This window comes from Pseudomonas sp. Con_6 (assembly GCF_059379395.1).
Genome location: NZ_CM182011.1, coordinates 2265894 through 2279042 on the forward strand (window position 1 = coordinate 2265894; position 13149 = coordinate 2279042).

The following is a 13149-nucleotide window of genomic DNA, read 5'->3' on the forward strand; positions in this document are numbered from 1 at the left end:
GAATAATAACAATGACAGTAGCTATATCTACTTATGCCAGTGGCTCAGACTGGCTCACATCTCTTTGTACTGATCTTTTGCCGTCAAATGGCTGGCCGGTTGTCCGGAATACTTCGAGCGAGAAAGTATTTGGGCTTCCGGGTAGTGCTGGGTTTGTGGCGTTTGTGATCGGGGATGGGGTGGTTGAGGTGCAGGCCTTCAAGGACTTCGATCCTGATGAGCCTGTGGCCCTGCAGGCGGGTGGGTTCAGCTATGCGTACTCGCCGTTTCTGCCACGGTTCGTTCTGCCTGCTGGTGAAGTGAGGGTGTGGACGCTGGTGAATTCTCGGCGGCTGTGTGGAGTCATCAAGTCGGGGACTTCGTACTATTCGTACTATGCAGGGTTGATCCTACCTTTCGGCTCAAATCGCGTGTACCCGTTTCCGTGCTTCATTGGGGGATCTGGTGAGCTGGGTGGGTCGAAGGAGTCGGCGTATCCTTTTATGTCCGGTGGCAACCAGTATTGCCCTAAGGTCTGCTTGCCTGGCGGTGGCTGGCAGATCGTTGGTGGGAATTCTGGCGGCAACACCTCTTTCACCAATGAGTTCCCGTACTCGTATTCGTATTCCTTCGTGCGCCCATTTGATGGGAAATTCCATCGCTTGCGGTCGAAGATTGACGGCGGCGCAGTGGTGTATCCAGCCTTGGTTGTTAGCTCGGGTCGTATGTCTGATGCAGATGCGTTGATCGCAGATGATGGGCAGTGGCTGGGATATCTGGATGGTGTTTTCGCGATTCCCCAGGGGCGTGCTGCTGAGTCGGTCATCGCTGTGGATGGTGCGGATTACCTGGTAGTGCCTAACGTTTCGAAGGCGTCTGAGACTTACGGGTTGAGGTTGTCATGAAGTACTACTCATCTCGCTACACCTCTTCCGATGACCTTGTGGCGGTGATCAAGCAGCGACTTGAACTAGAGGGCTGGACAGTCAACCGGTACGCTGGTTTCGATGACCCGCGCATTGGCATCCAGCTGATGATCTCGCGGGACGATGCCTTCTTTTGCTTGCGTAGCTTTGGGGAATCGAGCCCTTACGTTGACTACTACAGCGCGAGCTCGATAGGGCAGCACGGTGTGATCGTCTCTGCTGCGAGCGGGTATAGCGATACTGCTGGCTTCGTCAACCAACCTGGTTTTCAGTCGTCGCCTAAGTGTTACGTCGAAAGCGGTGACGGCGCAGGCACATGCCATTTTTTCGTATCGAATGACCTTGTGATGTTCGTCACCGAGCGTTCAGGCGGCCATTACTCCTGCTTGTCGTTCGGCGTGCTCCCGGTGCTATCTGCCAATACTGGGGGCCAGTTCGCTACCTCAACGGAGAGTTACCTCAGCACCCAAAGGCAGTCATTGTTCGCTAATGCGTATGGCACTTTCGGGGTTCGCCTCTCTCATGGTGAGTGGAGTGGTTGGGACGTAGGAGGCAGGACTTGGGGGCCGCTGAGGCCGAACGGCCAAGGCACCCTAACTGGCGTTCCACATTTTCATCAAAACGGTAGTGCATACGGAAACGTGGGGGCTGTTTCGCGAGCAAAAGGCCTAGTCGGCGGGATGGATGGGCTGATACCGATCACTCTTTTTACTGAGTACGGTGGCGGCTTTGCTCCATATGCCGAGTTACCTGAGATTTTCCTGGTGCCCATGGACTCGTTCGAGCCTGGTGCCGTTTACGAGCTCGGGGTCAATCGGTTCATGGTATTTCCGCAGTACGCCAAGGCTTTCCCGGCTGATCGGGATTATCCCCACTTTAATCTCGGCATTGCTGTATTGCTGGAGCCCGCCGCATGAACCAGGTTGCTACAAGCTTCGGCTCGTTCTTTTTCGATAACGTCTTCCTTACCCCGGCTGAGATTGATGCGGGGGTAATTGTGCCTGGTGCTGAATTCAGCTTCGAGCTGTGGCACTCATTCACTGACGCCAAGGCTCTCACGGGCGTAACTGAGTCGGGGGCTTTCGGTGTCGCACTGTCCGGCATCACATCCGGAAGCTTGCACTCATTCACGTCGATTCCTTACAGCGTTTCTCTTAGCCAAGCTACGGGTGTGATCGACTACAGGGCCAGCTTCGACTTCGGCACTGGATCGGCGTACAGCTTCAGTCTGACCGCATCGATGGCACTCGTAATGCCCGAGCGCATTGATTGGTCGACGCAGCCGGAAATGAGCATCCAGTACCTTACAGAGGTGATCGAGGCATTCGACGGCACCGAGCAACGCATCGCTCTTCGTGACACCCCTCGCTGCTCCCTGAGCTACATGTACAGCCTGGCCGATGAGCAGCAGTACCTTTTTGATAACAAGATAGCCACATCGACCGGCAGCATGATTGTCCCGTTGTGGCCGCTGCAGTGTCAGCTGTCACGAGCAGTCTTGGCGGGAGATGCATCTGTTGTCCTGGAGACGATCAATGCACACGTGATGGCATCCGACACGCTTTTGATCTGTGAAGGGGATGAGTCCGAGATAGTCAGTGTCGAGTCAGTGGCCGACAGGGTCGTGACCCTTACCTCTATGGCTAAGAAAACCTTCTCTACCAATGCGGTGGTGATCCCTGCCCGTATCGCGTACCCCTCAGATGAGTCGAATTCCACATCGTTGCTGCGGGGATTTGATCAGCACACGATCACCTTCGATCTCGATGAGACTCAGATCCTGAAGCCTGCACCAGTCGACGACTTCGAACGCCTGAACGCCCGACCAATCTTCCCATTCCGCCCGGACAGATCCAAAGACATCACGACCCAATACAACCGCCTCCGAGAGACCCTCGACCCACTCATAGGAGCCAGGAGCATCTACGACCGCGCCCGAGGCACAGTGAAAATCCTTGGCCAAACCTTCACCTTTTTCAGTGAGGTTGAGCGCCAAAGATTCGAGGACTTTGCGGAGCTCATGAACGGGGCTCAAGGGGAGTTTTACATTGAGGGCCTAGGCCAAGCGTTTGAACTCAGCGAAGATGTCGTAGCCCCTACATACAAACTCAAGATCAAAAGCAGTGGGTACATTAACTTCGCCAATAGCAACTCGCTCGCCCAAATAGTGGCAATAAATCTGTATGATGGAACCACTATTTACAGAACTATTCTGAGCGCCACTGGCAACCCGGATGGTACAGAAACAATCACAACCAAAGAATCCACGAACAACCTGAAAACCAGCGACATCGAAACAGTTGCACCGCTATACCTCGCAAGATTTGACTCTGATGATTTTCGCTACATCTTCGACACCGCCGAAGTGTCGACTATAACTAAAAATATAAGACAACTACACTATGCTGACCCTGCAATCGATACAGAAAGCGCTATCACTATCTAGACCCATCGAACTCTTCCTTTTTGAGCACGGCACAGAAAAGTACGCTTACACCTCTGGCAGCCGTCAGCACCTGCACACCGATGGCCTAGTCTACAAGCCGCTCAGCCTGAAGCGCGGCAAAGTCCAGCGCACCGCCGAGGATTATAAAAATCAACTGACAATCGACATGCCAGGCGACTCACCAGTACCTCTGCTGTTCCGCTCACATTTGCCATCAAATCACGTCACACTCAAGGTCTTTCAGACCCAACGCGACCTGCCGGACGAGTCCATCAACATCTTCGCCGGAGAGGTCACGAGCGTAACTTGGAACAACAGCATCGCCAGCCTCGCATGCAACCCGGTCTCCAGATCCCTCACGCGTCAGGTTCTTCGCTGCGGCTATCAGAGCCAATGCAATCATCACCTCTACGACAGCAGGTGCGGACTGCAAATCCAGGACTGGCAAGAAGACTCAAAGGTCACGGCAATCAAAGACAACGGCTTCACCGTCGAAGTAATCAGTAAGCAAAACGAAGACGACTACTACATCACAGGTTTGTTATCAAAAAATGGAAGTGACTTCCGGATGATTACGTCCTGTTCCGGCAATGCTTTCAAGCTGATGTCGCCGATTGACGGATTGAAAGTCGGGGATGCTATTCAAGTGGCAAAGGGGTGTGATCACTCTGCTGCGGCATGTCATTCTTTCGATAATTTTGAAAACTTTCTGGGCTTCCTGACGATCCCTGCTGACAACCCGTTCCAAGTTTACTGACCACTAATAACAACAAGAAAGGTATAGGCAATGGTCTATTTCATGATCGCGCTTTTCGTCCTGTCCATGGTTATGGCCGCAAGGATGCAGCCCAAAACGGAAAAGCCAACTGCAGCTGGTCTGGGAGATTTTAGGTTCCCGTCTGCCGCTGAGCGTCCGATCCAGGTTCTTGCTGGCACTCGAAGATTATCCGGGCCGAATGTTCTCTGGTACGGAGACCTCCGAAACTCAGCGATAAAGCAGGTGCAGAAAGGCCTCTTCAGCTCAAAGAATACAGTTGTCGGATACCGCTACTACATGGGAGTGCAACTCGGCATTTGCCACGGCCCTGATGTCATGCTGCGAGAGATCAAATTTGGTGACGATGTGGCTTGGTCTGGCCTCAGCTCGGGTGGAGCTATTGCTATCGACAAGCCCTCGCTGTTCGGCGGCGATACCAATGGGTCTGGTGGTGTGTCTGGCACCTTGAGGTTTTACCCTGGCACATGGACACAAACACCTAACGCCTACCTGGTTGGTAAGGTCGGCAGTGACCTGGTGTCTGCGATACGTGGAGTGTCGTACTGCGTGCTTGAGGGCATGTACATCGGAAACTCATCTAGTCCCCAGGCCGTCAGCTTTGTGGCTAGCCGATTCCCAAAATCCCCTGATGATCGCTTCGCGCAATACGAGCAAATCGGACTCGACGCAAACCCTGCATTCTTCCTCTACGAAATGATCACGAACGGGCTCTACGGCGCTGACCTGGGCTACTCGTCTATCGACATGGATTCGTTCACATCCGCAGCTAAAACGCTGTTTGGCGAGGGGCTGGGGATCTCGGCAGTCATTGACTCCTCGACGACTGCCGGTGACGTGATCAACGACATCAAGCGTGTGATTCAGGGCTCTCTTCAGACAGATCCAGCAACAGGAGCCCTGAAGCTCAGGTTGATCAGGAACGACTACGTGGTCGACGAGCTGCCGCTGCTCGACCAGTCGAACATCAAGAATCTCTCCGGCTTCACGCGTGGCTCACTCGACACCGCGATCACTGAAGTGAAGCTCAAGTACACAAGCATCGACGATGACTTCACTGAGCGCACAGTGATCGCTCAGAACAATGCCATGCGCATTCATAAAGGCGACTCTGACGGCCAGGTCGTCCAGATGCCCATGATCAGCACCCGCGACACGGCGTCAAAGATCGTTATGCGCGAGATGGCCAGCGCGTCCGTTCCATTAGCTACGTGTACGGCAGAGTGCAATCGAGGCCCAGCTCACACAGAGGTGGGTGATGTTGTTCGCTTGAGTTGGCCAGCAGAAGGCGTAGACAACCTTGTCATGCGTGTTACCGGCGTCGACCTCGGCGCTCCCCAAGATGGCGCTGTACGCCTCACGCTAGTCCAGGACGTTTTTGGGGTATCTATGAGCGTCTACGCAGATGGTTCCGAACGTCAGTGGACGAAGCCAACCTTCGAACCGACCGACATCACGCGATTCGACGTCGTGGACGCTCCGGTGATTTTGACGACAAACCAAACCTCAGGGAGCGTGCTTGTCGTTGCTGAAAATCCAGGTGTTGCTCTGGACTACCGGATGAATGTGAAGGGTGGTGTTGATAGCGATTACGTCGATGCTGGAGCGATGCCATTCACTCCGTTGTTCTCGACTACGACAGCCATGGGAGCTGGGTGGACTGATGCGAGCATGGTGCTGTCCGGGCCTTCTGCAGAGCTCTCGTCTCTTACCGCCGATGAGGTGCGTCAGGGGCTGGGGTTGATGCTGATCGTGAGTTCGCTGGGGCGGGAGTGGATCTCCTATCAGACTGCTGTAGCCGGCAACTCGACCACCGTGACACTTGGCCTGATCAACCGTGGGCTGTTTAACACGAAGCCGCTGCCTCACCCTGCGGGAGCTCGCGCATGGGCTGTATCAGAAGGCTACGGGGTGACGGACTGGCAATATGCGCGGAGTGAGTCTGTGTCGCTGAGAATGCTGCCTAGAACGCAGACGGGAGTGCTCGATGTCGATGATGCTGTCGTGCATTCGTATAGCGTGTCCGGATCGAATGTGGCTCCTTGGGCGCCTGGGCGTGTTCGTGTGAATGGTGTCGATGGCGGCCAAATTTCAGGCGTGGCCACGGTGACCTGGAGAAGTCGAGAGGGGGCATTGCCTGCAGTGTTGTTCTACAGCGATGACGTCGACCAGGCCAGCGATTCGACATGCCAGGTTGTAGTGCGGTCGGGCGGGGCTGTCGTCAAAACCGTGAGTGGTATCACTGATAGCTCATGGACGTTTGATGACGAGATGGCACTGAACGGCGGGATTTACTATCAAGCCCTGACCTTTGAGATCTCCGCTCAAAAGCCAGGCTATTCCGATTCGGCTGCATCGGTCGTATCAGTGACCAGGTAGTAGCTGTTAGCCGCGAGCGCTCAAAAACTTCGGTAGATCGTTCCTGTCGTACCTGAGCTTCATCAGCATTCTCTGAACAAAGCCGATCTCGGAGTCTCTCGTCAGACTTGCGAACACAAATGACGATGAATTGAGCCCGGAAACCGCGATTTGGATATTGTCAAAGTCGATGATGCCAACATGCATTTCGTGGCAGTTTGGCGCGTCCGGGGCGTTACGGAAAGCAAGGTCAAAGGCGTAGCTGTAGCTCGTCAGCCAGCCATCGTAGCTATTGTCATGCCCGGCAAAGAACTCACGATTCTTTGTTGTCCTGGATTTGTATGGAGAACAAGCAGATTTAGTGTTTTCGCCCAGGAAGGCCGGATCTATACCTGCCTTTTTGAGAGTATCTAAATCATCGCCACTGAAATTCAGTCGAATGCTGCCGGTTCCCAAATTGCCATAGAGCGCCGCTCCATCCACCAAGTAAGCATCCAGTTTTGCTTTGAGTGGAACGGGTTTTGGAAAGCCATTTTTTTCGGTTACAACATACACTTCCCCAGTGTATTTATCTCCGAGTGGCTCCCTTATTAGTCCAAGCGCTACTTCCCCGATAATCCAAAAAGGAATCAGGAACTTCATCGCTTGTTTGAAGCTTCGAGGGCCGACGAGCGCCATTATTCTTTTACCCCTTTCTTGTAAAAAGGCGGACGAATATTCAAGAAGGCCGCAGCAAGGAGAATGACACCAACACCTTTCCAGATCATGTCCCCAAAAAACGGCAACAGGGAACTAGAGCTCGGTAGTATTGTGGCGAGAGTAGCGATTGGGTAAGCAACGGCAGCGGAAATTATATCCGGTACATGATAGCTGCCGAGAAGGTGTGCCGCTTCATGAGCGATTTCACCTAGACTGTAGAACTCCGTCGAGGATGCAAGCATGAAGGCTGGGGCTACAATCAAGACCATAAATATGGCCCATACCACTCGATAAATCGTCATAAAACATCCTTTTACAGGTAAGTAGCAAAACTAACTTACCATTGCCAACAACGAGTTCCATAGGGTTTTCGGTCATGTCGTAACATAGCCGATTGTTGTTTTTTTAATCACTCCCAGGTTTTCGGCAGTCCTGAAAATTTCACATGCGCGTAGGTTGCCGATTCTGGCTTTTCTCGCAAAATCCTTGAGTCTGACTGGAGTGCCCGGTGTCAGCGTTTCCACTTGGGTTACCAGCGATTTCAGGATTTCGTCGTTCGTTCCCAACAGCGTTTTCGGGGTTTCTGGCGTTTCTGGCGTCTCCTGTGGCAGCTCAGCCCCAGCATTTTCGAATGGTGGCGTTTCGATGGCTGATGAGGCTACAACATGCGTGTTAGAGCGTCTAGCGGTACGAACACCGGTCAGAATCAGTGCAGGTACGATCTCTAGGGACATGGCAAACCCCAGGCACAGCAACTGAGCTAGCAGCGGCGGTAAGCTAGATGCTTTTGCGACAGTCGACTTGATCTGTGCAATTTCCAGAGAGCCGGAATTGATCCGCGCCAGAGCCTGAGCACGCTGAGCTGCTGCACGATTGCTGACAGACTCTTCGAGCTCAAGGGCCTTAGAAACCATCCCACGAGCGCGCAGGTCATTAGCTTGAGCAGTTGCATCAGAGATCTCTCTATCTAATTGAGCGATAAGAGCAGAGTCTTTCTGAGCCAGGGCTGTAAGAGCAGTAACGCGCTCAGTAGTCATCGCCTCATGCGTAGCTTTGCTGACGTTAATCGAAGTCATCAAGCGATCATAAGTAGCCCATCCACTTACTACCGACAGCATCAATGCACAGCTAATTGTAAGAGCCGCGCTAGTGCCCCTCAGGACACGGATAGCAACCGGCCACGCCAGGTACTTAAATATATCCAGTAGCACCGCTGCCGCTGCAAAAAGAAGCGCTAACTTCTTGTCGTCGATCAATGCGTACATTGCAAGCGCTACCGAAATTGCAGTGACGCTGGACAATAGGAATGCGATTGCGACAAGTAATGTCGACAGCTTCTTGCTCATCTTGAACCCCGAAATCTCTCTATGAGTCCATTATATAAAGGGATTCCTGGCATGCAATAGCTGGTCGGGTCAATTTGACATCAAATTAACTTCATATAGATTGTAATTATTTATTGAGTGGGTCGGTCTAATTCAATATGATGTTTATATCGAGACCCCAAAAAAGGAAAATAACATGGGTATCAAGAACTCACTTCGCATCAATGTAGATCAGATTGCCAAGGCGTTAATGAAATCGGGTGGTCTAGATAAAGAGTGTGATTGCGGCCTAGAATACGAGCATGATGATGCAGTTGATGTTGAAGATTTGATTGATATTGCGATAGAGAGCATCGGAAGTTACGGCGAAGCCGGGCTAAGGGCTTTAATTAATAGGGCTAATAATGAAGTTGGTAAACTTAATTTAAAAGTTCGTGCAACGCAGGCTAAAGAACCCGAGGAGAATAAAAATACCAGCGTCAGGCACACGGACTACGATCAGGTCGACCTGTTGTGTGCCGTGGGAAGTATCGGCGGTGACATGCATGACTATGACGCTGCCACCTTGCTGATGCTCACAGGGGCTTACACGGCGTCTGAGCTATGCCGGCTGCCACCTGCAACATTGCGGGAGTTGTTAGCGTAAGAATGCTTCAGCTAAGAGATGGGCTAGTTCTGCAGGGTACTGGCCTTTTTTCATCTGCTTCACCAGGAAGGTCTTACCGTCCCGAGACTTAACGATCATGCCTTCCCGAGATAGCCTGACGTCATAGTGGAGCTCAGCGAACATCCCGAATGCGGACATGTCGCCGTCGACCTGCCCGTAAATCCACCCATTCTCGACGGAGACATCAGTCATATCGTGATCTGTAGTTCGCATAGCTCGCTTGACCATCCTTCCGAGTCTTCTCGCCCCCTTGGTCATCATGATGAAGAGCCAAATCGCTGGCATGAGAGGGATTGAGATGAGAATCCCACCCCAAATGTTGATCTGATGGATTACCCATCGTAGAAGCCCCCAGATTCCCCGCAGTGGAACCATCCAGTTCACTCTCATGCGTCACCACCAGCCATTTTCAGTACGTCGGCGTAAGCGTCCGTAGCGTCTGTAAAATCCGCCTCTACCCTAGAAATGACTTGGTAGGTTCGACCGTCATTACCTTGAAAATACAGGAAAGCTCCTTCGTGCCAGGCCTCCCGAAGCTTGGTGTGATGGCCCGTGCCGCTCTCGATGCCTTCTGACATTTGAAAGGCGAAGCCGAACACCGTTATGCCGCCTTTCCAATGAGCGAAGACTGCATTCTGGAAAATCCATTGCTCAGGCATCTTCAGGGTTTCCGGTACGCAGGTAAGCTAGTCCAAGCAGCACATGAAGGCTCTCCAGCACAGCCGGATGGGTCTCATCGATGTCGACTAGGAGGAATGTGTTGCCTTGGCTATCGATAGCTCCAATCCCGTCGCCCGCTACCCATGATTTTCTCACTCTATGCGTCGTCATTCGGTCGCCATCCACGGGTTCGCCATCGAACGCACCATAGATAATGCCCTCGACGTAGGCTTCGCCTTCTTCATAGCGAACTACACCCTCGTATATATTCGAGTCGAAACTTATGATTTCCATGTCATCACTGAGCTAGACACTAGAGATCTTAATTGTACTACTTGCCAGGTTTGCCAGCAAATTGCCATGCTGCTAAAATCAGATAAAACATGGAGATTTAGTGTATGGATTGGGTTAATTCAGGTTATTCAGGACTGCCATTTCATGTTTCAGCGCTTATAGCAGAAAATGGGCAGCAAGCCGTTTATGATCTGCTAATTTCTGCCTCGCGAGACTCTTCAGATCCCCAGCGCTCTGATGCTCTGGCTTATTTGGCTGCTGCCATTGATACTACAGCTGCTCGTGCTGCTGCGGAGAAATTCAAGACGGCTGTTGCAAACCATAAGAAGAAAGTAGAAGAATATAACAAGGTCTACCGCGATATATGTAACATGACTTTGTCTATTGACTTCAAGCGCCTGGTTTTTTGGGATTCGCTCACAGAAAAAGCTCCTAGCAGTTTCTTTCTTGGAAAGACTGAAATTCGCCCGTTTATTCCGTCTCGTCAGCCTGCAGAATTAATAGATAGCCGAATTAAAGAACTCAATGATGAGGCGCTACAATACAAGGATAGTCCGGAAAGCGCTTCGGCTGAGTATTTTCATCACAAAGTAGTTAAGTTCCTTACTGGCAGCTTAGTTTCCGATATGGAAAGGCAGGTTGAGCTATATAGGTACTTCACTGACTTCGAATGCTTGTTCTCCACCTATGAGCAAAGAGAAAAGCTATCCACTCATGCCAGGTTTGAAGTTGCGCCAGGGAAGCTCTCTCAGCTTGTTGAAAAAGGCGGCATGTACAGGGATGTAGAGGCGAAGTGTAAAAAGTTAAGTAAGCTTATCTCTAAGCTGGGTTCTTGTGAGTCTCAGCTGAGCGACATGGCAAATCAGTACAATGAAAAAAAATCCGAAGTCGAAAAGTTTATCCCGTATGGATTGGCTCGCTATATTGACGGATACGAGAAAATAAGGTTTCCACAGGAGGCGTGAATGAGGTTGGTAGTTGATTGTGAATTCACGCAGCTCAATTCAAGCTCTAAGCTAATCTCTTTGGCGCTAGTTGCTGAGGATGGTCGGGATCTTTACTTTGAGCTGAGCGATAGCTATTCGATAGCTGATTGTAGTGAGTTTGTTGTTGAACGAGTGTTGCCACAATTAAACGGTGGCCATGCCTCAATGACCACGGAAACAGCTAGGGGCAAGCTTCTAGACTTCCTAGCGAGTTTTGATAACGTAGAAATCATGTCGGACGCTCCCGCATGGGACTGGGAGTTCTTTTGCGCCATTGTCTACCATCAAGGCAAGTGGCCAGGCAACGTTGCGAACACGCCGATAAATCTTATTGATCTTTTCAATGAGAAAGGTGTGGATGGCGAAGAAGCGCCGGAGCTTCCGCATCATGCGTTGCTCGACGCCCGCTTGCTGATGAGTTATTACAAGCAGTATCTCAAAGAGTAAGCTCCTCTTCATCCGGGATGCTTAGTGGAGTGCCAGGGCTGTACTCAATGTAGCTACGCTTGAGCCGGCACTCTTGGGGCTTGAAGATCGTATCGAACAAAGCCTCGATGATTTCCAATATTTGCTTGATCAGCTTTTGGACTTGATAGTCTCTTGCTGTGAATTTAATGTAGACGGGTTTCCTTCTCCGACCTGAGAGTGGGATGAATTCGTAGAAGTAGAGTCTAATTCTTTCCTGTTCTTCGCTATCTCTTCTTGCAATCTCAATCTGAAGTTCACGAATGGTTTCGGGGTCATACTTTATTCCTTCTTGGGTAGTTAGTTTTTGCCACGTTAGTCTTGAGCGCTTGAGCTGCCTACCGGATATATGTTTGCCGTCAAACTCATAGCTGATGCCCTTGGGTTGGCCATCTTCGTTGAGCGTGAGGTGAATGTAGACTTTTTGCTTTCTCAGCGCTCTTACGAAGTCGAACATGTCTCCATCGGTTGCCCGTGTGCGTTCCATTGCTCCGGCGATCTTGGCGATCATCTTGTGTTTCAGGGGCAGGTCGTTGTCCCGAATCGATGCTTGGAGCTCTGCGTGGGTTATCGACACTCCCCACGTGTCTTTTGGTTTGGGGGCCTTAGACAGCTTGAATCGGTCTTCGAGTCGGGAGACGGAGTCCAGGCTGATTGAGCGCTCGTTGCTGTCTTTGACCATACTGAACTCGTCATTTAGGTGAATCCTGTTGGCGACGATGTGGACGTGCTGGTGATCTTTATCTTGGTGCATGACAGCGACGTATTGATTCGTTTCGTCAAAGCCCAGATCTGCCAAGTAGGTCTGGACAGCCGTGCGCCACTGGGCAGTTGTCAGAGACTCACTTGGGCGGAGTGACAGCATGGCGTGGAAGACGGGCTTGATGAGCTTGTCGGAATCGATAGACATGCGCCGCATTGCCTCGACGCTGTCGAACTCTCGGATCATCTCCAGGACATCCGTTTCATCACCTGCGAGGATGCCAGGGAGAGGGTCTTGGCTCAGGCAGTTCGAGTCAATCGTGCGGATGCCGGTAATCTCGTGGTCATGCTTAGTGCAGCCGAAAATGTATCGTATTCGACCTTTGAAAGAACCTGCTGACTTAGGGAAGATTTTGCCGATCATGCCGCACCTCCGGCGTTGATCTGAGCGATCCTCTTTACTTTTTCAAGTAGTGCCGCGCCTGGGTATTCGGCGTTGATCATCGATGCTAAGTTCATGAGCTCCCGAGCGATCTGAACGACATCTCCGCTGATTTTCGGCTTGACGCTATTGTTGACTACGAAGTCTCGAATGAATGCACCAGCAGCTTTGTAGCCAGCCTGGGACATCTTTGCTTCGAGCGTTTCGAGCTCAGACTTAGTTAATCTTATTGTGATCCTTGAATCTTTGTTCTGCTTGATATCATCTTTCATCTGACTCACCTTTATTTTATTGTTATCGAGCCAATTTAACGCAACACCCGGAGGGATGTGAGTAGCTAATCGCCTATGTCTGACATAGACACAACTGGCTAAAAAGAAGCTCTAGACTTATTGTGCAACTGGAGCTTTTGGTGTTTCAACGAT

Annotated in this window: 15 protein-coding genes; 8 read left to right on the forward strand and 7 right to left on the reverse strand. The window is 51.4% G+C overall.

Annotated features, from left to right (window positions below; translation table 11 throughout):
- Window positions 1-11 precede the first annotated feature (11 nt).
- From AC5QPF_RS10245 to AC5QPF_RS10265, 5 genes are read left to right on the forward strand one after another with little or no spacing between them, the layout of a single operon-like run.
- Window positions 12-884 carry a hypothetical protein gene (locus tag AC5QPF_RS10245; protein ID WP_494963102.1) on the forward strand — a complete coding sequence of 291 codons (873 nt, stop codon included), beginning with the start codon at window positions 12-14 and terminating at the stop codon, window positions 882-884.
- Window positions 881-1822 (forward strand): hypothetical protein, encoded by a 942-nt coding sequence (locus tag AC5QPF_RS10250; protein WP_494963103.1) that lies wholly within the window; start codon window positions 881-883, stop codon window positions 1820-1822. Before AC5QPF_RS10245 ends, AC5QPF_RS10250 begins: the two co-directional genes overlap by 4 nt.
- Window positions 1819-3351, forward strand: coding sequence for a hypothetical protein (locus tag AC5QPF_RS10255; RefSeq protein ID WP_494963104.1), 1533 nt, complete (start codon window positions 1819-1821; stop codon window positions 3349-3351). The genes AC5QPF_RS10250 and AC5QPF_RS10255 overlap by 4 nt, the downstream gene beginning before the upstream one ends.
- Window positions 3308-4108, forward strand: coding sequence for a phage BR0599 family protein (locus AC5QPF_RS10260; protein WP_494963105.1), 801 nt, complete (start codon window positions 3308-3310; stop codon window positions 4106-4108). The genes AC5QPF_RS10255 and AC5QPF_RS10260 overlap by 44 nt, the downstream gene beginning before the upstream one ends.
- A gap of 30 nt (window positions 4109-4138) precedes the next feature.
- Window positions 4139-6505, forward strand: coding sequence for a phage tail protein (locus tag AC5QPF_RS10265; protein WP_494963106.1), 2367 nt, complete (start codon window positions 4139-4141; stop codon window positions 6503-6505).
- A 6-nt stretch (window positions 6506-6511) separates the two neighbouring features.
- Here AC5QPF_RS10265 and AC5QPF_RS10270 read toward each other — a convergent pair whose 3' ends face one another.
- From AC5QPF_RS10270 to AC5QPF_RS10280, 3 genes are all read right to left on the reverse strand, one after another.
- On the reverse strand, window positions 6512-7162 hold the full coding sequence (locus AC5QPF_RS10270) for a hypothetical protein (protein ID WP_494963107.1): 651 nt from the start codon (window positions 7160-7162) through the stop codon (window positions 6512-6514).
- Window positions 7162-7485, reverse strand: coding sequence for a hypothetical protein (locus AC5QPF_RS10275; RefSeq protein WP_494963108.1), 324 nt, complete (start codon window positions 7483-7485; stop codon window positions 7162-7164). Before AC5QPF_RS10275 ends, AC5QPF_RS10270 begins: the two co-directional genes overlap by 1 nt.
- Window positions 7486-7557: 72 nt before the next feature.
- Window positions 7558-8529 (reverse strand): hypothetical protein, encoded by a 972-nt coding sequence (locus AC5QPF_RS10280; protein WP_494963109.1) that lies wholly within the window; start codon window positions 8527-8529, stop codon window positions 7558-7560.
- A gap of 175 nt (window positions 8530-8704) precedes the next feature.
- Here AC5QPF_RS10280 and AC5QPF_RS10285 point away from each other — a divergent pair, with 175 nt between their 5' ends.
- The gene (locus tag AC5QPF_RS10285) at window positions 8705-9154 is read left to right on the forward strand and encodes a hypothetical protein (protein ID WP_494963110.1); all 450 of its coding nucleotides are present in this window, start codon (window positions 8705-8707) and stop codon (window positions 9152-9154) included.
- Window positions 9155-9561: 407 nt separating this feature from the next.
- Here the strand turns inward: AC5QPF_RS10285 and AC5QPF_RS10290 are convergent, their stop codons facing one another.
- Window positions 9562-9834, reverse strand: a complete 273-nt coding sequence (locus AC5QPF_RS10290) for a hypothetical protein (RefSeq protein WP_047595180.1) — start codon at window positions 9832-9834, stop codon at window positions 9562-9564.
- Complete coding sequence (locus tag AC5QPF_RS10295) at window positions 9827-10129, reverse strand: hypothetical protein (RefSeq protein ID WP_494963111.1); 303 nt, start codon at window positions 10127-10129, stop codon at window positions 9827-9829. The genes AC5QPF_RS10290 and AC5QPF_RS10295 overlap by 8 nt, the downstream gene beginning before the upstream one ends.
- A gap of 104 nt (window positions 10130-10233) precedes the next feature.
- On the opposite strand from AC5QPF_RS10295, the gene AC5QPF_RS10300 reads away from it, so the two are divergent.
- Together AC5QPF_RS10300 and AC5QPF_RS10305 are read left to right on the forward strand one after the other, a co-directional pair.
- On the forward strand, window positions 10234-11094 hold the full coding sequence (locus AC5QPF_RS10300) for a hypothetical protein (protein ID WP_494963112.1): 861 nt from the start codon (window positions 10234-10236) through the stop codon (window positions 11092-11094).
- A complete protein-coding gene (locus AC5QPF_RS10305) occupies window positions 11095-11562 on the forward strand; it encodes a 3'-5' exonuclease family protein (RefSeq protein WP_494963113.1) in 468 nt (155 codons plus the stop codon).
- Here AC5QPF_RS10305 and AC5QPF_RS10310 read toward each other — a convergent pair.
- Complete coding sequence (locus AC5QPF_RS10310; RefSeq protein WP_494963114.1) at window positions 11552-12706, reverse strand: relaxase/mobilization nuclease domain-containing protein; 1155 nt, start codon at window positions 12704-12706, stop codon at window positions 11552-11554. The genes AC5QPF_RS10305 and AC5QPF_RS10310 overlap by 11 nt on opposite strands.
- A complete protein-coding gene (locus AC5QPF_RS10315; RefSeq protein WP_494963115.1) occupies window positions 12703-12996 on the reverse strand; it encodes a plasmid mobilization protein in 294 nt (97 codons plus the stop codon). The genes AC5QPF_RS10310 and AC5QPF_RS10315 overlap by 4 nt, the downstream gene beginning before the upstream one ends.
- Window positions 12997-13149: the final 153 nt, after the last annotated feature.

Coding starts and splice junctions, on each gene's coding strand:
- AC5QPF_RS10290 (WP_047595180.1), bottom strand. CDS start 9,834: ATGCCTGAGCAATGGATTTTCCAGAATGCAGTCTTCGCTCATTGGAAA.
- AC5QPF_RS10315 (WP_494963115.1), bottom strand. CDS start 12,996: ATGAAAGATGATATCAAGCAGAACAAAGATTCAAGGATCACAATAAGA.
- AC5QPF_RS10280 (WP_494963109.1), bottom strand. CDS start 8,529: ATGAGCAAGAAGCTGTCGACATTACTTGTCGCAATCGCATTCCTATTG.
- AC5QPF_RS10245 (WP_494963102.1), top strand. CDS start 12: ATGACAGTAGCTATATCTACTTATGCCAGTGGCTCAGACTGGCTCACA.
- AC5QPF_RS10300 (WP_494963112.1), top strand. CDS start 10,234: ATGGATTGGGTTAATTCAGGTTATTCAGGACTGCCATTTCATGTTTCA.
- AC5QPF_RS10305 (WP_494963113.1), top strand. CDS start 11,095: ATGAGGTTGGTAGTTGATTGTGAATTCACGCAGCTCAATTCAAGCTCT.
- AC5QPF_RS10265 (WP_494963106.1), top strand. CDS start 4,139: ATGGTCTATTTCATGATCGCGCTTTTCGTCCTGTCCATGGTTATGGCC.
- AC5QPF_RS10310 (WP_494963114.1), bottom strand. CDS start 12,706: ATGATCGGCAAAATCTTCCCTAAGTCAGCAGGTTCTTTCAAAGGTCGA.
- AC5QPF_RS10250 (WP_494963103.1), top strand. CDS start 881: ATGAAGTACTACTCATCTCGCTACACCTCTTCCGATGACCTTGTGGCG.
- AC5QPF_RS10275 (WP_494963108.1), bottom strand. CDS start 7,485: ATGACGATTTATCGAGTGGTATGGGCCATATTTATGGTCTTGATTGTA.
- AC5QPF_RS10260 (WP_494963105.1), top strand. CDS start 3,308: ATGCTGACCCTGCAATCGATACAGAAAGCGCTATCACTATCTAGACCC.
- AC5QPF_RS10270 (WP_494963107.1), bottom strand. CDS start 7,162: ATGGCGCTCGTCGGCCCTCGAAGCTTCAAACAAGCGATGAAGTTCCTG.
- AC5QPF_RS10295 (WP_494963111.1), bottom strand. CDS start 10,129: ATGGAAATCATAAGTTTCGACTCGAATATATACGAGGGTGTAGTTCGC.
- AC5QPF_RS10285 (WP_494963110.1), top strand. CDS start 8,705: ATGGGTATCAAGAACTCACTTCGCATCAATGTAGATCAGATTGCCAAG.
- AC5QPF_RS10255 (WP_494963104.1), top strand. CDS start 1,819: ATGAACCAGGTTGCTACAAGCTTCGGCTCGTTCTTTTTCGATAACGTC.